Source organism: Corynebacterium sp. Marseille-P4321 (assembly GCF_903645305.1).
Lineage (GTDB): Bacteria > Actinomycetota > Actinomycetes > Mycobacteriales > Mycobacteriaceae > Corynebacterium.
This window is the reverse complement of record NZ_CAHJXO010000003.1, coordinates 17,800-38,779: the sequence shown is the minus strand read 5'-3', so window position 1 is coordinate 38,779 and position 20,980 is coordinate 17,800. Positions and strand designations below refer to the sequence as shown.

The 20,980-nt window shown below is 66.1% G+C and carries 23 protein-coding genes; 12 read left to right on the top strand and 11 right to left on the bottom strand.

Going from position 1 to position 20,980, the window contains the following annotated elements; all coding sequences use genetic code 11:
* Positions 1-33 precede the first annotated feature (33 nt).
* The gene (locus tag HWX32_RS08520; RefSeq protein ID WP_175935536.1) at positions 34-486 is read left to right on the top strand and encodes a hypothetical protein; all 453 of its coding nucleotides are present in this window, start codon (positions 34-36) and stop codon (positions 484-486) included.
* 9 nt (positions 487-495) lie between these two features.
* On the opposite strand, the gene budA is transcribed toward HWX32_RS08520, so the two are convergent.
* A complete protein-coding gene (gene budA, locus HWX32_RS08515) occupies positions 496-1,224 on the bottom strand; it encodes an acetolactate decarboxylase (protein WP_075468257.1) in 729 nt (242 codons plus the stop codon).
* A gap of 32 nt (positions 1,225-1,256) precedes the next feature.
* Between budA and HWX32_RS08510 the strand changes: the two genes are divergently transcribed.
* The 3 genes from HWX32_RS08510 to HWX32_RS08500 are packed head-to-tail and all read left to right on the top strand — an operon-like array spanning position 1,257 to position 3,403.
* Positions 1,257-2,438, top strand: coding sequence for a 5-(carboxyamino)imidazole ribonucleotide synthase (locus HWX32_RS08510; RefSeq protein ID WP_303049146.1), 1,182 nt, complete (start codon positions 1,257-1,259; stop codon positions 2,436-2,438).
* 4 nt (positions 2,439-2,442) lie between these two features.
* On the top strand, positions 2,443-2,943 hold the full coding sequence (purE, locus tag HWX32_RS08505; RefSeq protein WP_075468263.1) for a 5-(carboxyamino)imidazole ribonucleotide mutase: 501 nt from the start codon (positions 2,443-2,445) through the stop codon (positions 2,941-2,943).
* A complete protein-coding gene (locus HWX32_RS08500) occupies positions 2,936-3,403 on the top strand; it encodes a YdcF family protein (protein ID WP_075468266.1) in 468 nt (155 codons plus the stop codon). The genes purE and HWX32_RS08500 overlap by 8 nt, the downstream gene beginning before the upstream one ends.
* Here HWX32_RS08500 and HWX32_RS08495 read toward each other — a convergent pair.
* Genes HWX32_RS08495 through HWX32_RS08485 form a run of 3 tightly spaced genes read right to left on the bottom strand, consistent with a single transcriptional unit; the run spans position 3,350 to position 4,865 of the window.
* Positions 3,350-4,399, bottom strand: coding sequence for a DUF418 domain-containing protein (locus tag HWX32_RS08495; RefSeq protein WP_175935535.1), 1,050 nt, complete (start codon positions 4,397-4,399; stop codon positions 3,350-3,352). The genes HWX32_RS08500 and HWX32_RS08495 overlap by 54 nt on opposite strands.
* A gap of 17 nt (positions 4,400-4,416) precedes the next feature.
* Positions 4,417-4,611, bottom strand: coding sequence for a hypothetical protein (locus tag HWX32_RS08490; protein ID WP_175935534.1), 195 nt, complete (start codon positions 4,609-4,611; stop codon positions 4,417-4,419).
* Complete coding sequence (locus HWX32_RS08485) at positions 4,611-4,865, bottom strand: hypothetical protein (protein ID WP_175935533.1); 255 nt, start codon at positions 4,863-4,865, stop codon at positions 4,611-4,613. The genes HWX32_RS08490 and HWX32_RS08485 overlap by 1 nt, the downstream gene beginning before the upstream one ends.
* Positions 4,866-5,038: 173 nt before the next feature.
* On the opposite strand from HWX32_RS08485, the gene HWX32_RS08480 reads away from it, so the two are divergent.
* Positions 5,039-6,112, top strand: coding sequence for an HNH endonuclease signature motif containing protein (locus HWX32_RS08480; RefSeq protein ID WP_075468278.1), 1,074 nt, complete (start codon positions 5,039-5,041; stop codon positions 6,110-6,112).
* Here HWX32_RS08480 and HWX32_RS08475 read toward each other — a convergent pair.
* The 5 genes from HWX32_RS08475 to HWX32_RS08455 all read right to left on the bottom strand — a co-directional run bounded on the left by HWX32_RS08475 (position 6,109) and on the right by HWX32_RS08455 (position 11,680).
* On the bottom strand, positions 6,109-6,930 hold the full coding sequence (locus HWX32_RS08475; RefSeq protein WP_075468281.1) for a carbohydrate ABC transporter permease: 822 nt from the start codon (positions 6,928-6,930) through the stop codon (positions 6,109-6,111). The two genes, HWX32_RS08480 and HWX32_RS08475, sit on opposite strands and share 4 nt — an antisense overlap.
* Positions 6,927-7,907 carry a carbohydrate ABC transporter permease gene (locus HWX32_RS08470; protein ID WP_175935532.1) on the bottom strand — a complete coding sequence of 327 codons (981 nt, stop codon included), beginning with the start codon at positions 7,905-7,907 and terminating at the stop codon, positions 6,927-6,929. Before HWX32_RS08470 ends, HWX32_RS08475 begins: the two co-directional genes overlap by 4 nt.
* A gap of 69 nt (positions 7,908-7,976) precedes the next feature.
* Positions 7,977-9,275 carry an ABC transporter substrate-binding protein gene (locus tag HWX32_RS08465; protein ID WP_175935856.1) on the bottom strand — a complete coding sequence of 433 codons (1,299 nt, stop codon included), beginning with the start codon at positions 9,273-9,275 and terminating at the stop codon, positions 7,977-7,979.
* 100 nt (positions 9,276-9,375) lie between these two features.
* Positions 9,376-10,074, bottom strand: coding sequence for a TIGR03089 family protein (locus HWX32_RS08460; RefSeq protein ID WP_175935531.1), 699 nt, complete (start codon positions 10,072-10,074; stop codon positions 9,376-9,378).
* Between the two features lie 10 nt (positions 10,075-10,084).
* The gene (locus HWX32_RS08455; RefSeq protein ID WP_082259825.1) at positions 10,085-11,680 is read right to left on the bottom strand and encodes an AbgT family transporter; all 1,596 of its coding nucleotides are present in this window, start codon (positions 11,678-11,680) and stop codon (positions 10,085-10,087) included.
* Between the two features lie 172 nt (positions 11,681-11,852).
* Here HWX32_RS08455 and HWX32_RS08450 point away from each other — a divergent pair, with 172 nt between their 5' ends.
* Positions 11,853-13,187, top strand: a complete 1,335-nt coding sequence (locus tag HWX32_RS08450) for a M20 family metallopeptidase (protein ID WP_254868363.1) — start codon at positions 11,853-11,855, stop codon at positions 13,185-13,187.
* Here the strand turns inward: HWX32_RS08450 and HWX32_RS08445 are convergent.
* Positions 13,184-14,758 carry an LCP family protein gene (locus HWX32_RS08445; protein ID WP_175935530.1) on the bottom strand — a complete coding sequence of 525 codons (1,575 nt, stop codon included), beginning with the start codon at positions 14,756-14,758 and terminating at the stop codon, positions 13,184-13,186. The two genes, HWX32_RS08450 and HWX32_RS08445, sit on opposite strands and share 4 nt — an antisense overlap.
* Before the next feature lie 83 nt (positions 14,759-14,841).
* Between HWX32_RS08445 and HWX32_RS08440 the strand changes: the two genes are divergently transcribed.
* From HWX32_RS08440 to HWX32_RS08430, 3 genes are all read left to right on the top strand, one after another.
* Positions 14,842-15,747 carry a glycosyltransferase family 2 protein gene (locus tag HWX32_RS08440; RefSeq protein WP_175935529.1) on the top strand — a complete coding sequence of 302 codons (906 nt, stop codon included), beginning with the start codon at positions 14,842-14,844 and terminating at the stop codon, positions 15,745-15,747.
* A gap of 22 nt (positions 15,748-15,769) precedes the next feature.
* A complete protein-coding gene (locus HWX32_RS08435; protein ID WP_075469024.1) occupies positions 15,770-16,867 on the top strand; it encodes a sugar phosphate nucleotidyltransferase in 1,098 nt (365 codons plus the stop codon).
* Positions 16,868-17,191: 324 nt separating this feature from the next.
* Complete coding sequence (locus tag HWX32_RS08430) at positions 17,192-17,440, top strand: WhiB family transcriptional regulator (protein WP_171194374.1); 249 nt, start codon at positions 17,192-17,194, stop codon at positions 17,438-17,440.
* 1 nt (position 17,441) lies between these two features.
* Here HWX32_RS08430 and HWX32_RS08425 read toward each other — a convergent pair whose 3' ends face one another.
* Positions 17,442-17,924, bottom strand: a complete 483-nt coding sequence (locus HWX32_RS08425) for a metallopeptidase family protein (RefSeq protein ID WP_075469022.1) — start codon at positions 17,922-17,924, stop codon at positions 17,442-17,444.
* Positions 17,925-18,017: 93 nt separating this feature from the next.
* On the opposite strand from HWX32_RS08425, the gene HWX32_RS08420 reads away from it, so the two are divergent.
* From HWX32_RS08420 to HWX32_RS08410, 3 genes are read left to right on the top strand one after another with little or no spacing between them, the layout of a single operon-like run.
* Positions 18,018-18,518 carry a DUF3499 domain-containing protein gene (locus tag HWX32_RS08420; protein WP_082259916.1) on the top strand — a complete coding sequence of 167 codons (501 nt, stop codon included), beginning with the start codon at positions 18,018-18,020 and terminating at the stop codon, positions 18,516-18,518.
* 49 nt (positions 18,519-18,567) lie between these two features.
* On the top strand, positions 18,568-19,935 hold the full coding sequence (locus HWX32_RS08415; RefSeq protein ID WP_175935528.1) for a phosphomannomutase/phosphoglucomutase: 1,368 nt from the start codon (positions 18,568-18,570) through the stop codon (positions 19,933-19,935).
* Between the two features lie 11 nt (positions 19,936-19,946).
* Entirely contained in the window at positions 19,947-20,957 is a 1,011-nt protein-coding gene (locus tag HWX32_RS08410; protein WP_175935527.1) for a hypothetical protein, read from the top strand.
* Positions 20,958-20,980: the final 23 nt, after the last annotated feature.

Below are 20,980 nucleotides of genomic sequence, written 5' to 3'. Positions count from 1 at the left end.
CCGATTCAAACGCAGCAGGTAACGTAACGGGGCATGTCGAAGGCGACGTTTCGGGTGCGCGAGGACGAAGTGGTCCTCGCTGACGTCACCGCGCCGCTTTCCGCGCTGACGTTTCCGCTGGCGGAGCTCATCGTGATCACCGGTGTGGCGTGGATGGCCGTCGGGTGGATGGACGTCACCCCGCACGTGGATCCGGCGGTGCGCAACCTCGTGGTGGCGGTGTGGGCGGTGCTTGCGCTGTGGCGTTTCATCGGGCCGCTTATCGCCGCGCGCCGCCGGCGCTTCATCGTGACGGACAAGCGCATCCTCGCCCGCGGGCGGCGCGGCGCGGTGGATTCCATCCCGCACCGCCAGATTCACTCGGCGCGCCGGGAACGCGGCGGGATTACGGTGGCGGTGTACGGCTACGAGCGGCCCATCCATTTCGAGCAGGTAGGCAAGGCGCGAGCGGTGGAGAAGGTGATCGCGGCGCAGCTCGGCCGCTAAAATTTTCGTCTAGCCCTTCACTTCTGTGGTGTGCAGCTGCTCGTCGAGGTCCTCGGGCGAAAGGCGGCCGGCCTGGAACTCGGCGGTGACCGGCAGGTGCAGCTCCATATCCGTGCCGGGGCACAGTTCGATGACGGCTTCGTCGACGGTGTAGTCGAGTACGTGGCCGCCGGAGGTGCGCGCGTCGTCGACGAAGTGCACGTGGCAGCCCGGAACACCGATGCCCTTCGCGTAGGCCGGGGTGCGGAACCCGCCGATGACGCCCTCGACGTCAGTGAAGCGGTGCTCGGCGTCCTCGTCCACGGCTTCGCTCATCGGCGGGTACGGCTTTTCCTGCTTCGTCACGGTGCGTACGACCACTTCGGAGAAGCGGCCGGTGATGCGCACGGCGTGGAAGTAGTTCGCGCTGGGTTCCATCTCGTCGATGAACTTGGACAGGTCGGCGCGCACCATGCCGCGTGGAGCGTCGGCGCTAAGCCGGGGCACGAAGTTGGTCACGACGGTAAATGGGGTGCGCTGCTCTAAGTCCGCCACGCGTGCTTTGCCGTCGGAGGTGAGTTGGTGGCACACGCCGTCGAGGATGAGCATCTCGCCGTCGAGCGCGTCGAAGGTGCCGAGGCCGAAGTTGCCTTTGGCCAGGATGTCGCCGATGGTCAGCTCGCCGTCGTAGATGCCGTCGAGGAGCGCTGTCATCAGCGAGTTTTGAAAGATCGTGTGCCGTTGGATGCCGTCAGCCATGACCGCGATGGTAGCGGGCTAGAGTGAAGGCCGTGAGTAACGCGTATGGAATGCCCGTTGTCGCCGTGATCGGCGATGGCCAGCTGGCACGAATGATGCAGACGGAAGCGATTGAGCTCGGGGTGGAAACGCACCTGCTGGCGGGTAGCAACGAGGCCTCGGCGGCGCAGGTGTTCGGCGCGGTGCGCCTCGGCGACTACACCTCGCTGGAGGATTTGCGCGCGGCGGTCGAGGGCGCCGATGCGGTCACCTTCGACCATGAGCATGTGCCGAACGAGCATGTGCAATTGCTTATCGACGAAGGCTTCCGTGCCGAACCCCGCCCCGAAGCCTTGATCTACGCCCAGGACAAGCTCAAGCAGCGTGTCCGCCTCGCCGAAGCTGGGCTGCCGGTGCCGGAGTTCGCTGCGATTGAGTCGCCGGCGGACGCGGAAGGTTTCTGGGACGAAGTGGATGGCCAGGTGTGTCTGAAGGCTACCCGCGGCGGTTATGACGGTCACGGGGTGTGGTTCCCGGCGTCGAGAAGCGAATGCTCCGAGCTGGCAGCCGACCTGCTGGAGAAGGACGTGCCGCTGATGGCCGAGCGCAAAGTCGCGTTCGACCGCGAGCTGAGCGCCATGGTGGCGCGCAACCGCTCCGGCGAGGTGCGCGCGTGGCCGGTGGTGGAGTCGCGCCAGGACGGCGGTATCTGCCGCGTCGCCATCGCGCCCGCCCCGCGCATGCCGCGCGCCATGTCCACCGAGTGCCAGGAGCTTGCCGTACGCGTCGCCGAGGGCCTCGGTGTCACCGGCGTGCTCGCCGTGGAGCTCTTCGAAGCCGACGGCGAGGTCTTCGTCAACGAGCTGGCCATGCGCCCCCACAACACCGGCCACTGGACCCAAAACGGCTGCGTGACCAGCCAGTTCGAGCAGCACGTGCGCGCCGTGCTCGATTGGCCGCTCGGCGCGACCACCATGACCGCGCCGGTGACGGTGATGGTGAACACCCTCGGCGGCGACGAGGACCCCCGGATGCCGATGCGCGAGCGCGTCGCAGCCGTGATGGAAAAGTACCCTTCCGCCAAGGTGCACCTCTACGGCAAAGACTGGCGCCCCGGCCGCAAGATGGGCCACGTCAACGTCTCCGCCGACAACCTTGAAACCGCGCTCGCCACAGCTGAAGACGCCGCGCACTACATCATCAATGCCCGCTGGCTCGGGCAGGAAGAGGGATAACTAAATGCAACCAGCAGTTGGCATCATCATGGGCTCCGACTCGGACTGGGACACCGTCGCCCCCGCAGCCGAAGTGCTCGCCGAATTCGGCATCGCCTTCGAGGTTGGCGTGGTGTCTGCGCACCGCACCCCGGACAAAATGCTCGCCTACGCCAAGGAAGCGCACACCCGCGACATCCAGGTGATCATCGCCTGCGCGGGCGGCGCCGCGCACCTGCCGGGCATGGTGGCTGCCGCGACCCCGCTGCCGGTCATCGGCATCCCGCGCGCGCTGGACACCCTCGACGGGCTGGATTCGCTGCTGTCCATCGTGCAGATGCCCGGCGGCGTGCCCGTCGCCACCGTGTCCATCGGCGGCGCGAAAAACGCTGGCCTCCTGGCGGCACGCATCCTCGGCGCGGCCGACCCGTCCGTGCAGCGCAAAATGGTGGACTACCAGGCGCGCATGGCCGACGAAGTTGAGCGCAAGGACGCCGCGCTACGCAAGCGCCTGCTGGGTGACTAACCCGATCGTGGTGCTGGGCGCCCGCATTATCGACGGGCAACCCTCCCGCATGCTCGCCGCCCGCCTCACCACCGCATTTGAGCTGTGGCAGCGTGACCCGCGCACAATCGTGGTCAGCGGATACGAAGAAGCCGGGGTGATGGCCGCGTGGTTGGTGGGGCGTGGGGTACCGGAGGCGTCGATAAGCATTGAGCCCCAAGCCCGCTCCACCAACGAAAACCTTGAACGTGCCTGGGCGCTGTGCCCCGACGCCGAGCGCCTGACGGTGGTGACCAACCGCTTCCACATCCCACGCACCCGAATCTGGGCCTGGCACCTGGGCATTCCCGTGGACACGGTTGCCGCGCCCACGCCAAGGCGCTCCTTGCTAAAAAACTACGCGCGCGAAGTGTTCGCGCTGCCGCACTCAGCCGCGCGCGTGGCCTGGCGCCGCCTGAGCAGGCGCCTCCTTCGGCGCTAATGGCTTCGGGCCGCCAAACGCCTCCCACGTGAGGTAGCGCCAGGCCTTCTCCAGTGGGCCTTGGCCGAAGCGGCTCAGCCACCACGTGCTCAGTACTACCTGCGCCGCGAGCATGACCGCCATCACCGCGAACCCGGTAGCGAAGTCCGCGTTCGTGGCGTTCGGATTGGGCACTGCAATCCCCAGCGCCATGCGCGCACCGTGGATGACGAACGTGGCGACGATGTAGTTCGTCAGCGCCATCCGCCCCAACGGCGCGAACACAGCACCTAGAGCGCCCCGCAGCGGGGTGCGCAGCAACGTGTAAGTCAGCGCGACGACCATTGCACTGAACACCAGCCCCGTGTAGTTCGCAACGAAGAAGTAGCTCGTGGTGCCCAACATCTTCAGCTGCACCACCGACAAGGCGACGGTGAGAGGGATAAGAAGAGCGAGGGATTTTGTGGCGGGGGAGGGGGAGACGTCGAGAAGCTTTGGCAAACCCCACTCCGCAAACGCAAACCCCAACATCAGCAAGCCCGGGATGACAAAAACGCCGCCGAAGAAGCCGCCGACCACGGTGAGGACTATGCCGCCCCAGGTGGCGATCGTGCGGCGCCTGCGGTGATCCTGCACATACGCCAGCGGGAACAACACCCCGAACGCGATCGACGCGTACGGAAACAGCGCCTCGCCCGGGTGGAGGAACTGGTGCGCGACACCGAGAAGGAGCAGCGGGATGAGGCGGCGCACCATCACCGACGCTTCGCTGAGGCCGCGGCGCCGAGCACCCGCCATGATCATCGCGAACCCGATGCCGAACAAAAACGTGAACACCGGGAAGAACCGGCGGTGCGCCAAAATCTCAAGCGTGCGGTAAAGCTCGGTGTCGCCGTGCTCGCCCGGGTACATGCCCCACTGCTGCTGCACGTTAACGAACGCGATACCGCACAGTGCGATGCCACGTATCACGTCGAGCGAAAGCATCCGCTCGTTGGTGCTCTGCCGGACTGCCATGAGGCTACTCCTTGCGCTCAGCTGCTACGCCAGGCAATCCACCCGCGTACGAGCAACCATTCTGCCAGCACAAGCGCGCCAGCGAGAAGCCCCGGCCAGATCTCGGGCGCGGGGCTGAACAGGTTCACTACCGCCTGGACAAGCGCGAGAAACGCGAAGAAGCCGACAAACCCGATCGCGGTCTGCCAGATGAGGTCCTGGCGGCTGCGCACTAGCGGGGCAGCTGCGGCAGATTCAGGCCGAGGTGCGGGCCTGCGAAGTGCACGATGCCCACGCCCACCGTGGTCAGAAGTGCGCCAACGCCCACCAGCAGACCGAAGAAACGCCACGCATTGTCGACCTCAGCCTGCGTGAACTCGGAAGAAAACGGGCCAGTAGCCATCGGCTCATCGGCCGACGCAGCCGGGGCAAGCGCCGACGCGGCAACGGCCACGGCAACGACGGGTGCGAGTCTACGAGCTGGCATTACGGTCACGTCCTCGAGTATCAGTCACGGTTTGCGAACAGCTTAGCCGAAACCCTCATCATTACCACGTTTCGTGCGGATACGATTTTGCCCCTGTGGATAACGCAGAGTTATCCACAGATTCGCGAAGTGGGGGTTTACGTGCGGCGCGGGGCCGTTTAGCGTGCCGAGCTATGACACCATTCGAAACATTTCTTGCGACGCAACCATCGGTCGACGCACTCGTCGGCTTCAACAAACGCGCAGCAATCGCGGCCGGGGTGATGCCCAACCTCGCCACGAAATGGGGCGCGATCCACGACACCTACTACGGGCCCACCCGCTGGACGAAACAACAACGAAAAGCACTCGAAGAGGCCCGGAAGTTCCCGCTGGCGCAGCTCGTGTACATGGAAGACCGGCTGAAAACCATCCCCAACCCGGCCGAGCGCTGGCGGGTGCGCCGCAAACTGCTCGAGCAGTGCTCCACACACGACGCGCTGAAGAAGCGAGCCGACCAGCTCATCATCGCGCCAGCGAAGGCTCCTCCGAAGGCACAGGTGACCGTGTCGCCGTCGAAAAGCGGCATGCGCACACTGCGAGTCACCGCCGACGAGCACGACATCGCCGACCTCGAACACTACCTCCGCCGCGACCTCGACCCCGACCTGCCCGCCGGGCCGCAGATGCTCAGACGCTTCCTCGACCTCATGCGCGGCGACGGCAAAAAAGGCGTGCCCTACGGCGTGCCCAGACCCATCGTGGTCGTCGGCATGGACCAGCACGAGAAAATCCTCCGCGGCGACGGCGACGACGTCATCCTCGGACTCACCGACGGCACCACCATCACCGGCGCCGAATACCTCGCGCTGCGGCCGCAACTGGCCGAAGTGGCGCTGTTCCACCCGCAACACGGCGCCGTGAACCTGTACCGGGCGGCGCGCTACGCCAACGACAAGCAACGCGACCTCGCACGCGCAACACTTACCACCTGCACATGGCCGGACTGCCGCCACGGCTCCGACAACTGCGAAATTCACCACATCAAGGCATGGTCCCAAGGAGGCGAAACGAACATGGACAACCTCGCGCCGCTGTGCAGCTATCACAACAGGGTCAACCGCGATAACCCCACCTTCGCCAACACGCGCGGCGGCGTCGAGCGAAGAGGCGGGGTGCCGATGTGGGTCTCGCCCGGCGGTTTCCCGAAGCCGAACGACACCCACCCCTACGGTGCGATGCGGGTGCTGTTCGGCGCCGGCGTCTAGCCCTTCACGCCGCCCGCGGTCAGGCCGGAGACGATACGCCGCTGGAACACCAGCACCATGATGATCAGCGGCACCGTAACCAGGGAGCCTGCGGCCATGATGGCGGCGTACGGGAACTCGAAGGCGCTCGGCCCGCTGAAGCGCGCGATCGCCACGGTGACTGGCTCGGTGGCGGTGGTGGACAGCTGGCGGGCGAGCATGAACTCGTTCCAGGTGGTGATGAACGCGATGATGGCGGTGGTGAAGATCGCGGGCGCGGCGAGCGGCAGCAGGATCAGGCGGAAAGCCTGGCCGCGGGTGGCTCCGTCGACGCGCGCGGCTTCCTCGAGCTCCCACGGCAGCTGCTGGAAGAAGGAGATCAGCGTGTACACCGTCAGCGGCAGCGCGAACGAGATGTTGGGGATGATCATCGCGCGGTAGGTGCCAATCCAGCCGAGGTCGCCGAACAGCTGGAACAGCGGTGTCACGAGCGCGATGCCGGGGAACATCGAGGCGGCGAGGATGATGCCGGTGACGATGCCTTTGCCCGGGAAATCCAGCCGTGCGAGCGCGTAGGCGGTGAACACGCCGACGGCGACAGCGATGGCGGTGGTGGCCAGCGAGATGAGCAGCGAGTTGCCGATCGCACCGAGGAAGTCGTTGCCCTTGTCCGTTGCCATGGCATCGCGGAAGTTCTCCAGCGTGACGTGGGTGGGCCAGGGTGTGGTGTCGAAGGTGTGCGCTTTGTCGCGCAGCGCTGTGATGAGCATCCAGTAGAACGGCGCGAGGCCCCAGAACATGATGAAGATGACGCCGAGGTAGTGGCTGATGCGTTTCATCGTGCGGCCTCCTCAGGAGCTTTTGCTTGACGACGTTTACCTCGCCGCGTTCGACTCCCCCCAACATCGGCACCGAGGAATCGGATCATGATGAACGCGACGGTGAAGATGAGCAGGAAGATCAGCGTGGATAGCGCGGACGCGGAGTTGAAGTTGCCCTGGCGCATGTCCTCGACCACCAGCTGCGAGATGGTGGCGGTGGGGGAGTTGGACGAGCCGGAGATCATGATGACGGGCAGGTCGTACATGCGCAGCGCGTCGAGGGTGCGGAAGAGCACCGCCACCATGAGCGCGGGACGTACGAGTGGCAGCGTGATGCGGGTGAACGTCTGCCAGCTGGAGGCGCCGTCGACGCGGGCGGCCTCGTAGACGTCCTTGGGGATCATCTGCAGCCCGGCGAGGATGAGCAGCGCCATGAACGGGGTGGTTTTCCACACGTCCGCGATGATCACGGCGAAGCGCGCGGCCCACGGGTCGGTGGTCCAGGAGATGTTCGCCCCGAGTAGCGCGTTGACGATGCCGTTCGGTGCGAACATGAACTGCCACAGCTTCGCCGTGACTGCCGTCGGGATGGCCCAGGGGATGAGCACGGCCGCGCGGATGAGCGCGCGCACCCGGGAGGGGTGGTTCATGATCAGCGCCATGCCCATGCCAAGGATCGTCTCCAGGGACACGGTCACCACGGTGAAAAACAGGGTGATGCCCACGGCTGGCCAGAAGTCGGTGGCCAAGACGCCGGGTGGGCAGGTGCCCACCGTGCCGGACGGGCTCATGCACTGGTTGGCAATCCAATACATGTAGTTGTCCAAGCCTGCGAACCCGCCTTCGACGAACACGCCGGTTGACGCGTCAAGGTGGCGGTTGGCCTGGAACGACAGCCAAACGGCGCGGACGATGGGGTAGCCGATGACGATCGCCAGCACGATCATCGCGGGCGCGACCAGCAGTGCGGCCTTACCCGAGTCGCGTTGCTTCATGTGGTTTACCTTTTCACAACCGCGAAACGCCCGCACCAAAATGCAGGATGCGGGCGTTGCGGTGGGTGCTTACTGCGCCTGGCGGATTGCCTCAGCCATGTCGGCGGTGGCGTCGTCGACGCTCTTGCCTGCGATTAGGATGGCGTAAACGTTGTCCTGGACAGCCTTCGAAATCGCCGGGTAGAACGGGGAAACTGGGCGCGGCTTCGCGTTCTCCAGGGACTCCTTCAGCGCCGGCAGGTACGGGTACTCGTCGATGAGCGCCTCGTCGTCGTAAATCTTCGCCAGCACCGGCGGGAAGGACTCCTTCGCGAACGACATCTGGTTTTCTTCGTTCACGATGAACTCGATGAAGTCCTTCGCCGTCTGCTTGCGCTCAGAGTTGACGTTGATGCCGTTGTTATAGCCGCCGAGCGTGGATACGCCGACGCCGTCCTTGCCCACCAGCGGCAGGACCTCGAACTCGATGCCCTCTTCCACCGCGTTGGTGTACATGTACGGCCAGTTGATGGCGAAGGCAGTGTCGCCACCGGTGAACGCGAGGTTGGTCTCCTCCTCGGTCGCGGCGGTGGAGCCCTTGGCGATGGTGCCGTCCTCGTAAGCGTCGGCAAGCGCCTGCAAGCCCTCCTTCGCCTCGGCGGACTCGACAGTCGGCTCGCCGACATCGTCGATGACGCCGCCGCCCCAGCCGTTGATGAAGCCCAGCGAGTTCACCGTCAGGCCCTCGTACTGCTTCAGCTGCGTGGTCAGGCAGTCAACGTCCGCCTCCATCGCGTCGCAGGCCGACTTGATGTCGGCGAAGGTGTCCGGCGCATCCGGCGCGAACTCGGTGTTGCGGAACAGCAGCTGACCGTTCGTGTTCTGCGGCATGGCGTAAAGCGTGCCGTTGTAGGTCGCGGAATCCACCGTGGACTGCAGCAGGCCGGAGGTGTCCACCGCGTAGTCGCCCTCGAGCGGCTCGAGCCACTGGTTGGCGGCGAAATCGGCGGTCCACACCACGTCGAGCGCCATCACGTCGTAGTCGGCGTTGCCGGCCTGGAGCGACTGCACGAGGGTGTCGCGCTGGTCGTCGGCCTCACCGGCGAGCTCGGAGAGCGTGACCTGCTCGTCCGGGTGCTCCTCGTTCCACTTCTCAATGATCGGGACGAGCTTGTCCGTGTCATTGCGGCCCATCGCGAAGGTGATCGGGCCGCGGCCCTCGCCAGCGTCGGCGTTGTCGGCGGCAGTCGTGGCGTCGTTGGCTGCGGTGTTGCCGGTGTTATCGGCGGCCGTGTCGTCGGCGGTCTCGCCGCCGCAGGCAACTAGGGCGGTGCTGGACAGTGCGAGGGCGCACAGCGCGGCACCGGTTTTGCGGGTAGCGTGCTTGATCATTCGGAACCCTTTCTCGTGAGCTAGTGCCTATAAACTAATATCCGCCCCCAAGGCCACAGGCAGGGTTCGGGCGTTTACCCGCTATCGGGGGTGGGATTTAGGTGCGACTGACGATGTGATCGACCTTCTCAGCTGCGGCGATCTCCGCCAGCCGGTCCGCGCTCACCAGCCCCGCAACCACCACCACGGACCCGCCCGCGGCGATCGGCGCGACCACGGTGGAGAAGAACTCCTCCCCGGAGGTCCAGCCGGGCACCAGCACCCGCTGCGCGCCCGCAGCCCCCGCAGCCCCGGCAGCGCCGGCAGCGCCGGTAGCGACGGCGAACTGCGAAAGCTCCGGGCTCTCACCGAAGTAGGCGTCGCCGTAGAAACGCACCGTCGGGCCGAAATCCACGGTTCCCTCCCGCAGTTCGCCGCCGGCTTCCACTACGCCGCGGCCGAACGGGTCGTCGGAGACCACCGCGCAGTCCGGCACGTCTGCGTAGCGTTCTGCCCGCTCAACCGTGGTGAAGACGATGTTGGGGCGCGGTGCCAAGGAACCGTCGAAAAGCGGTGTGCGCCCCGAGTTCAACGTGCCCAGCGCAATCACCGCCGACTGCCACGACACAGGCAGGTCGATGAGCGGCGATTCCCCCTCATCCGCCTCGAACTCCTCGTCAAGCATGTTGGCCACCTTGTTGGCCCAGTTGTCCAACGTCTGCGCGGAGAAATCCATGCGAAAGCCGCGCCCGTCGTCGTACAACGTCAGGCGCGGCGAAGCTGGGTCAGTGTGAAGCAGGGGTTGGAGCAAGCTCATGGCCGCCCATTTAACCACCAAGCATGATGGAGGCGCCCGGGCCGAGCTGCAGGTCGAAGATGTACCAGATGAACAGCAGCACCGCCCACGCGACCCAGAAGAACGGCACGAACACGATCAGGCGCGACATCAAGGTGCCCAAGCCAGCCTTCGGCTCGTAGCGGCGCAGCAGCGTGAGGATCACAATGATGTACGGGTTCAGCGGCGTAATGATCTGGGTTGCGGAGTCACCCACGCGGAACGCGGCCTGGGTGAACGCCGGCTCGAAGCCGAGGAGCGCGAACATCGGCACGAACACCGAAGCCATGAGCGTCCACATCGCGGAGCCGGAGATGACAAGCAGGTTCAGGCACGACGCGAGGACGATGAACGCGAGGATCGCCGCGAAGCCGGTAATACCCAGCGATTCAAGCGCCGCGGCGCCCTTCACCGCTGAGTAGGTGCCGATGCCGGTCCAGCTGAACAGGGCGATGAACTGGCCGAGGATGAAGGCGAGCACGAGGAAGCCGAGCATGTCGCCCATGGCCTGGGTCATCATCTCCACGATGTCCTTCATGCCCTTGATGGTTCCGGAGGCTTTGCCGTGCACAATGCCGATGACCATGAAGTAGGCGAACACGATGAACACAATCGACGACAGCAGCGGGGACTTCGGCAGGAAGCCGCCTTCTTCGTTGCGCCACGGGGAGTTCGGGATCATGAACGCCACGAGGAAAATCGCGGTGAGGATGAGGAATGCCCACATCGAGGCCTTCAGGCCGCGGTTTTCTTCGCGGGTGAGGGTGACGGTGACTTCGTTGCCGTCGGCGTCGGTGTTGGCGTTGAGGCCGTCGTCGCCTTCGACCATGTCTTCGGGCACGTCGAGTTTGCGCATGCGGGGCTCGAGGATGCGGTCGGTGATGAAGCCGGCGAGCAGGCCGAGGACGATGGAGGAGGCGATGTTGAAGTAGTAGTTGGAGATCGGGTTGACTTCGGTGGCGCCCAGGTTGGGCAGGGTTTCCATGACGGCGTTGGTGATGCCGGCGAATAGCGCGTCGAGTGAGGAGGGCACAAGCGAGGTGGAGTAGCCGGCGCCGACGGCGGCGAATCCGCCGAGGAGGCCGGCGACGGGGTGGCGCCCTGCGGCTTTGAACACCATGGCGGCGAGCGGCGGGATGACCACGAAGGCGGCGTCGGCCATGATGGAGGCGGTCACGCCGATCAGGCCCACGGCGTAGGGGAGTACGGAGCGGTTCGCGGAGCCGAAGAGTTTGCGGATTAGGGCGGAGAGCATGCCGGAGCGCTCTGCCACGCCGACGGCGAGCATGATGGGCAGCACTGTGGCCAGGGGCGGGAAGCCGAGGTAGTTCTCGCCCATGGTGGTGGTGAACCAGGTCAGGCCTTCGCCGGTGAAGAAGCCTTTGATGGCTACGGTTTCTTCGTCGCCGGGTACTTGCACCTCTGCGCCTGCCCACGCCATGAGGGTGGATACCACTGCGGTGAACAGGAACAGGATGAGGAACAGGGTGAATGGTTCGGGCAGTTTGTTGCCCACGTATTCCACGCCGCCGAGGACGCGGTCGATGGCCGTCTTTTTTTGCTGCGGCGCTTCTTTGGTCGCATTCATGGATAAGTTTGTACAAGGTTATGCGTATATGCGCAGGGTTTTGGGCATTTGCTTATCGACGCTCCCTTGTCCCACCTTCCTTCTTTACAGCCCTGAGCTGCGCGGAGTTGGTAGTGTGGCGGGTGTTTAGGGCCGTGAATTTCTTTCATTGACTAGGTAGGTGGATCTTTTTATGGCTGAGCAGCCGACACGTCCTTCTCCGGCGTTTTTGCGCCACATGGATGATGTGGTGCGCGAGTCCGTCGCGGCAGCGGCGCCGGATTTCACGGTGGATGCGACGTATCAGGGCCGCGACGAGGTGTGGCAGGCCGTGGCGCGCCGGGTGGACGAGGCGCGCGGTGACCTGGAGTTTGTGGTGCGTGACCTGCACGCCAACCCTGAGGAGGCGTTCCAGGAGCACCACGCGCAGCAGGTGCTCGCCGAGTTGTTGGAGAAACGCGTCTTCGACGTGGAGCGCGGCGCGCACGGTGTGGAAACGGCGCTGCGGGCGGAGTGGGCGAGCGACGACTACGACGTGGCGAGGCACCCGACGGTGGCGGTGCTGGCTGAGTACGACGCGTTGCCGGGCATCGGCCACGCGTGCGGCCACAACGTCATCGCGGCGTCCGGTCTGGGCGGCTTTTTGGGCGCGGTGGGTTCCGGTTCGGGGCGTGTGGTGTTCTTGGGCACTCCGGCGGAGGAGGGGCACTCCGGTAAGGAGTACATGATCCGCGGCGGCATGCTCGACGGCGTGGACTGTGCCGTGATGATCCACCCGTTCTCTTACGACCTGGTCTCCCACGCGTGGACGGGCCGCCGCACGCTGACCGGGACGTTTACGGGTGTGGCGGCGCACGCGTCGATGCAGCCGTACATGGGGCGCAATGCTCTCGACGCGGCGACGCTTGCGTACCAGGCGATGGGGCTGTTGCGCCAGCAAATGCCGCCGTCGGACCGCCTCCACGCCATTATTTCTGAAGGCGGTGCGCGCGCGTCCATCATCCCGGAGCAGGCCACGCTGCAGATTTACGTGCGCTCGCTGTACACGGACACGCTCATGGACCTTTCGCAGCGGGTGGAAGACATCTTGCGGGGTGCCGCCATGATGACGGGCACCGCCGTCGACATCGCCTGGGACACCCACCCGATGTCGCTGCCCGTGCGCAATAACGAGGCGCTCGCCACCCGCTTCGGCGCCACCCAGCAGGCGCTCGGCCGGGACGTGCTGCCGGGCGGGATCCTGCCGGATTCGCAGGCGGCGTCGACGGACTTCGGCAACGTCTCCCACCTCGTGCCTGGCATCCACCCGATGGTGAAGATCGCGCCCGAGGGCACCGCACTGCACACCACGTCGTTCGCCGACGCCGCGATCACCGACGCGGCGTTGAAGGGCGCCTACGACTCCGCGGTGGGGCTGGGCCAGGTCGTGGCCGACATTCTCAACGACGCTGACCTGCTTGCCGCCGCGCGTGAAGAGTTTGAGGCGGCGGGTGGGGCGGTAGCCGTCGATAAGCTGCTTGAAAGCTAGTTCACGCAGCGCGGACCGTCGCCGCCAGCGTTGATTTCGGGGGCGGCTTCCGCGGCGCCGAAGTCCTCGCCCGGGGTGCCCACCGGCGCCTCCTGCTCCGCCTCCTGGGCGGACATGGCAGCCGGGCCCGCGTAATCCTCCGCCACCACGGCAATCAGGCTGCCCGGCTCGAGCGTCTCGTTCACGGTCACCGGCACCCCGCCGAGCAGCTGCGCCAACGCCAGCGCCGCAGGGTCGTTGGCGTCCGCCGCGACCACCTGGCTCTCCCAGTACATGCCTTCCATCGCGTTCGACACGCCCGCGACTTCCAGGCCCTCGCCGCGCAACGCTTCACCGACGCGACCCGCCTGACCTGCCACGCCACCGGCGTTGAGCACCGTGACGTCGTAGTTCGCGAACTCGCTGGTGGGGGCTTCAGTGTTCTCGGCGGTGTCGTCGGCGTTTTCATCCTGCTCGGGCTCCACCACAGATTCCATGAACGCGTGCACCTGCGGCACATCCACGGTGACGATGGATTCGCCGTAATCACCCACACCATTGACCGATGTCACCGGAATCGTGGTGAACGTGACGTTTCCGCCAGCCAACCCCGACAGCTGCTGGGCGAACGACACCACGTCCCAGCCCTTGTCCAGGGTGACGGAGCGCCCCGCCGCGTTCGACAGCTCGCGCAACTTCGCCGGATTCGTCAGCGTGCCCGCGGAAAGCGTCTTCTGCACAAGCGAAGCCATAAACGCCTGCTGGCGCACGATCCGGTCCAAGTCGCCGCGCGGCAGGTCGTGGCGCTGGCGCACGAACGACAGCGCCTGCGCGCCGTCCAACGTCTGCTCGCCGGCGGGGAACTTCGCGCCCGAAAGCGGCTCGTCCACAGCCTCGTTCAAGCACACGTCCACACCACCGACCGCGTCGGTGAGCAGCACGAAACCGAGCAACCCAACTTGGGCGTAGTGATCGACTTCGACGCCGGTGAGCTCCGCGACGGCGTCGATAAGCCCCTCCTGCCCCGCGCGCGCCACCTGCTGCTCGAGTGCCGGGCCCTCCGACATCCCCTGCTCCTCAACAAGCTCCTCGCGCTTGTCCGCGGCGTGCGCGCCGTAGACGCCGTTGATCTTCAGATTTCCGTACTCCTCGGTGTGCACGTACGTATCGCGTGGGATCGACACAGCGGTTGCGCGCGAACCGTCCTCCGGGATGCGCACCACCATGATCGTGTCCGTATTCACCTCGCCGTCGGCGATACCCGCGTTAAGACGAGCGAGCTCCTGCTCAGAAAGAGGATTGCCCTGCGCATCCGTGCGTGAATCGGAGCCAACCAGCAAGATGTCCACAGCGCCGTCAAGCGCTTGCTCGTCCTTCTTTTTCTTCCCCCCGCCGCCGACGTTGAGCTCGGAGGCGCTCAACTGACCGCCGATGCGCCCCACCGCGAAATACCCCACACCCGAGACCACCAGCACAATCGCAGCGAGCACAGCAAGCAGGGCGCGTACCGCGGGATGGCCGGACTGCGACACATCCCTCACACGCGAGGGGGCTGCTTGGATATCGCGGGCACGCCGCGTGGGCTGAGTCACGGGCGGAATTATACGACATCGCCAGCCACGCCGAAGCGCCGTGCGCGGAAAACGCCTCCGCAGTGGGTAAGCTTCCCAGCATTGTGGAACACGTAACGCAACCCCCGCGGCCCAGGGCGCCGCTCGCCGCGATCACGGTGACGTATTCGCCGGGAAAGCACCTGGCGGCCCTTCTGGCGTCCCTCGAGGACGCGAGCAAGGATGAGGTATTGCTGGTGTGCGCCGACAACGGTTCCACCGACGGTGTGCCCCAGCGGGCGGCGCGCGAGCGTGACGACGTTGAGTTCCTGCCCACTGGCGGCAACATCGGCTACGGCCCGGCGATCAACGCGGCTGCCCGCGCATTGGCCCCGCGGCGCGAAGCCGGGGAGATTGACGGCGAGTACCTCCTTATTGTGAACCCGGACGTGGAGTTCACCCCCGGCAGCATCGATGCGCTGCGCGCCTGCCTCGACGCGCTGCCGCGCGCGGGCGCGGCGGGCCCGCGGATCCAGGAAGCCGACGGCTCCGCTTACCCGAGCGCGCGCGAAGTGCCCACGCTGCGCACCGGCATTGGACACGCGCTGCTGTTTCGCGTGTGGCCTAAGAACCCGTTCTCGCGCGCCTACCGGGCAGGGGAACGAATGGACACGCAGCGCACCGCCGGTTGGCTGTCCGGGGCGTGTCTCATGGTGCGCTGGGATGTCTTCGAAGCTCTCGGCGGTTTCGACGAGCGCTACTTCATGTACATGGAGGACATCGATTTCGGCGACCGGCTCACTCGCGCAGGCTGGGAGAACGTGTACTGCCCGTCGTCGGTGATCCTGCACGACCAGGGGCACGTGGCCGGCAAGCACCGCGGCGTGACTGTGGCCGCGCACCACGCCTCGGCGTACCGGTTCCAGCGCGACCGGCACCCGCATTGGTGGCAGGCGCCCATCCGGCTGGTGCTGCGAGTAGGGCTTTCGCTGCGGGCGAGGTTCGAGCGGTTGTTGGCGGGCGAGAAGTAAGCAAGAAGTAAAGGAAAAAGTCATGGCTGATGCATCCCACGCTGAAACGATGGCGTCGACGGACGCGGTCATCCTGGTCGGCGGACGCGGTACGCGCCTGCGCCCCCTGACGCTGTCCACCCCGAAGCCGATGTTGCCCACAGCGGGGTATCCGTTCCTCGCGCATTTGTTGGCGCGGATTCAGGCGGCGGGGATGCGCCATGTGGTGCTGGGCACCTCGTACAAGGCGGAGGTGTTCGAGGAGTACTTCGGAGACGGCTCGGAGTTCGGCCTCGAGATCGAGTACGTCGTGGAGGAGGAGGCGCTGGGCACCGGCGGCGGGATCCGCAACGTGTACGAAAAGCTGCGCCACGACAATGTGATGGTGTTCAACGGCGACGTGCTCTCGGGCGCGGATTTGGGTGCGATCGTGGATACGCATGTGCAGAAGGACGCGGATGTCACATTGCACCTGGTGCGGGTGCCGGATCCGCGTGCGTTTGGTTCTGTGCCCACCGACGCAGACGGCAACGTTGAGGCGTTTCTGGAGAAGACGGAGGATCCGCCGACCGATCAGATCAACGCGGGTTGCTACGTGTTCAAGCGCAGCGTGATCGGCCAGATCCCGGAGGGGCGCGTGGTGTCGGTGGAGCGCGAGACGTTCCCGGGCCTGCTTGAGTCTGGTGCGAAGGTAGTCGGGCACGTGGATTCGTCGTACTGGCGCGACATGGGTCGCCCGAGCGACTTCGTGCAGGGTTCCTCGGATGTGGTGCGCGGTATTGCGTACTCGCCGTTGTTGGAGGGCCGCACGGGCGAGTCGCTTGTCGACGGCTCCGCGGGCGTCGCGGCCGGCGTCATCTTAATGGGTGGCACCGCGGTGGGGCGCGGCTGCGAGATCGGGGCCGGTTCGCGCGTGGACGATTCGGTGATCTTCGACGGCGTGACCATCGAGCCGGGCGCGATGGTGCGTAATTCCATCATCGCTGCCGGGGCGACGATCGGCGCGAACGCGCGGGTGACTGACTGCGTGATCGGTGAAGGCGCGGTAGTCGGTGCGCGCTGTGAACTGCAGGGTGGCCTGCGTTTGTGGCCGGGTGTGGTGTTGCCGGATTCGGGAGTGCGTTTCTCTCCGGACGCGTAACCGACACGCCAAATCGGCTAAATAGTTGCCTCTCGCGACACACCTACTATATCTAGTACCCCCGAAGATTGCCCCCTCTGCACGCTAGTTGTGGCTGGTGTGACTCGTGTGGCGAGCGACGTGGGAAACGCCTGAGAAATATGCATCCGGGCCGGTTTTTTGTTGCACCTATTTAGGGCCCCGGTGTGTAATCACAACAGTGTGATGCGCACGGCCCGATGCCGTCGCGAAACCACTCGCACAACGACCAACGTAAGCAACCAGGAAGGCTATGGCGTGGAAAATAAAGCGGACGCCATCCTCCGCGGCGCGGCCGCGGGAGGAATGACCCTCGACGAGTTGTTTGGCGCTGTCGAGCAGGAGTGGCAGGACCAAGCGCTCTGCGCCCAGACGGACCCGGAGGCGTTCTTTCCCGAGAAGGGCGGCTCCACCCGCGAGGCGAAGCGCATTTGCAAGGCGTGCGCGGTGCGTGACGAATGTCTCGAGTACGCCTTAGAGCACGACGAGCGTTTTGGCATTTGGGGCGGGCTTTCGGACCGTGAGCGTCGCCGTCTGAAGAAGCAGATCGGCTAGCTCACCACGGAAAATCCGCGTCTATGCTGCGCGGGTCGATGTTGAGGTAGTTTGCCGTCAGTGCGGTCAGAACCCATGTGATGAGTTCTGACCGTTCTTTCGTGCTTACGGTGCGCTGCTCAATTGGCATGCGAAACACCACAAAGCGGGTCCGGGTCGGGTTGCCGTGACGGTCTACACCGGCGGCCAGTATGCGGCCCAAGGGGACTGGCCCGTCGGCGACGATATCGTCGGGAAGCACTGTCATGTCTGCCCGCAGCCGCATCCGCGGGACGGTGTCCACGGCCAGATCCACGCCCGCCAGGTGCTCGAAGTAGGAGTTGTGCAGCGGCGCGTAGGCCTCGAGCACGAGCTGGTCGAATGCGGCGGCGCGGTTGCGATACCGCGGCACGCCGACCGGTAGGAGGGGGCCGCGCGCCCCGCGCCCGTGCCGGTCACGTGCGGGGCGCAGGTGGGATGCGGGCGGTTGGGGTGTGCGGCTCATGGCCCTGATGCTACGTCGCGCGTCGTCGTGGTCCGGCTGGGCGCGCCGCGTTGCTCTTCTCAAATCTTAAACGTTGGGTTTAGACTTGGCGCCGTGAATGTTTACCGTCGTTGCTGCCGCCCGGGCTGCGGCCGGCCCGCAGTGGCCACGCTGATCTACGCGTATGCAGACTCGACGGCCGTGGTGGGCCCGCTCGCCCCGGTCGCGGAGCCGCACGCGTGGGATTTGTGCGAGCGTCACTCGGCGCACATCACCGCACCGGTGGGGTGGGACATGGTGCGCGTGGAGCAGGTGGAGCTGGATCGCGACGAGGACGATCCGGAGTTTGACCCGGACGGCGCCGACATCACCGCGCTGGCAGAGGCGGTGCGCGAAACCGGGCTTGATGCGGGACGTGTGACCACGGGGCTTGTCGACGCGTCGAAGGACCCCATCGAGTACGAAGCATCACGCGACTTCAACGACCCGGAAACGTCGAACCACCCGGTGCACCGCACTAAGCGGGTGGAGGAGCAGATCGCGGCGCACAAGGCCGCCCGCCGTTCGCACCTGCGCGTGGTGCCTGAGCCGGGGCGGGACCACTCAGCGGAGTAAGCGTCAGTAAACATCAGGAAACATCGGCGCCGGGGATATGATGACCGGCATGGCAATTCAGCACACGTCCGAGACGCTCAAGCACGTCATTAAGGCCTACGACATCCGTGGTGTTGTCGGCGAGCACATCGACGAGGATTTCGTCCGCACAGCGGGCGCCGCGTACGCCAGCATTCTGCGCGGGGAGGGGGAGGAGCGCATTGCGGTGGGCCACGACATGCGCCCGTCCTCACCGTCGCTTGCGGCGGCTTTCGCGGAGGGTGCGGCGTCGCAGGGGCTCAATGTGCTCGATTTGGGGTTGACCTCCACGGATGAGCTCTACTTCGTTGCCGGCACGGAGGATTGTGCGGGCGCGATGTTCACCGCTTCGCACAACCCGGCGCAGTACAACGGCATCAAGCTTTGCCGCGCGGGCGCGAAGCCGGTGTCTACGGATACTGGGTTGGCGCAGATTGGGCAGATGCTTATCGACGGGGTCCCGGAGTACCGCGGTGATCAAGGAAACGTCGATAAGCGCGATGCCCTTGAAAGCTATGCGGAGTTCTTGCGCGGGCTTGTGCAGCTGCCCACCGAGCGTCGTCTGACGGTGGCGGTGGATGCGGCGAACGGCATGGCGGGGCTGACTGTGCCGGCGGTGCTGGGGGACCTGGACATCCGGCCGCTGTACTTCGAGTTGGACGGCACGTTCCCGAACCACGAGGCGAACCCGCTCGACCCGAAGAACCTGGAGGACTTGCGCGAGTTCGTGGTGGCGGAGGGCGCTGACATCGGGCTTGCCTTCGACGGGGACGCGGACCGCTGCTTTGCGGTGGACGAGCAGGGCAACGCCGTCTCACCGTCGGCGATTACCGCGCTGATCGCGTCTCGCACGTTGGCGGAGCACCCGGGGGCGACGATCATCCACAACCTGATCACCTCGCAGGCTGTGCCAGAAATTGTCGCTGAGCTGGGCGGCGAGGCGGTGCGCACGCGCGTGGGGCACTCCTACATCAAGGCGGAGATGGCCAAGCGCGGCGCGATGTTCGGCGGTGAGCACTCCGCGCACTACTACTTCCGGGAATTCTTCAACGCGGACTCCGGCTTGCTCGCTGCGCTGCACGTACTCGCGGCGCTGGCCGAGCAGGACGGGCCGCTCAGCGAGCTCATGGCGCGCTACGACCGCTACGCAGCATCCGGCGAGATCAACTCCGAGGTCGCCGACCAGCAAGCTGCGACGCAGCGCGTCGTCGACGCGTTCGCGGACCGCGCCGAGTCGGTGGACGAACTCGACGGGGTAACCGTCACGCTGCCCGGCAAGGTGTGGTTCAACGTGCGCGCCTCGAACACGGAGCCGCTGCTGCGCCTCAACGCTGAGGCACCCACGCGCGAAGAGGTGGACGCGGTTGTGCAGGAGGTTCTGGGGCTCATCCGGGCGTAGAATCGCGCGGTATGGATGGCAGTTATACGCACGGCGCGGGGCACGACCCGGATGCCGTGCGCTTTTTCGATGTCGCGCACGAGGGCGCTCAGCTTCGTGCCGTGGCTTCGGCGGCGGGGCACCTCGCGCCGCTGCAGGGTGCGGACGTGCGAAGCGTGGTGGTGCTCGCCACCGACCATATCTCCCTTGCTGCGGTCCAAGCTGCAGTCTCGGCGCTCGCGCCGTTGGAGGTGCCGGTTATGGTGGCGCGGACACTGCCCGGTTTCGTCGGGCCGCTCGACGTCGTGGTCGTGCTGGGCGCCGAGGCGGGCCGCGACGAGGACTCGCGCGCGCTCATCAACGCAGCGCAGCGCGGGGCCTCCACGGTGCTTGCGGGGCCGCGGGAGGGGCCACTGCTTGACGACGCTCCGTCGGCAACCATCACAATCCCCGCCCTACCCACCGCCATGGGGGCCTCACCAGCGCGCGCAGCGGCGGTGGCCGCGGCGGTGTTGCGCGTGCTGGCGCGCCCCGTCGAGGTGGTCGCGGAGCGCCTTGAACTGCTCGCCGACGAGGTGGATGCGGAGGTCGAGTCTCTCGCCCCGGACCGCGATGAGACCGTCAACGCGGCCCGCCAGCTGCGCCTGTACGCCCAGGGCGCGCGGGTGGTGCACGCGGGAGCCGGCGCATTCGGAGACTCGGTGGCGCAGGTCGCAGCGGCGCTGTGGACATCGCGCGGGCTCGCCTCCGGCTACCTTCCCGCGGACGAGTTGGCAGGCGCGCTGCAGGCGGCGCGTGAGGCCGCGCCGGCGGCTGCGGCGGCCGACGACATCTTCCGCGACCCGTACCTCGACGGCCCACCTCAGCTGGTAGGTTTGAAACCCATTGTGTGGGCCTGCGGCGACGCGTACGGTCTCCTCGCGCCCGATGCGCGGGTGGAGACAGTGGGCGAAGGCGTGGGGTCCTCTGACGCGGCAGCCCAGGCGCTGCGCCTGACCACCCGCGCCTACGCGGCGGCCGCACTTACCGAGCCCGGCGAATAGCCGCTCGTTGAAAAACGTGTAAG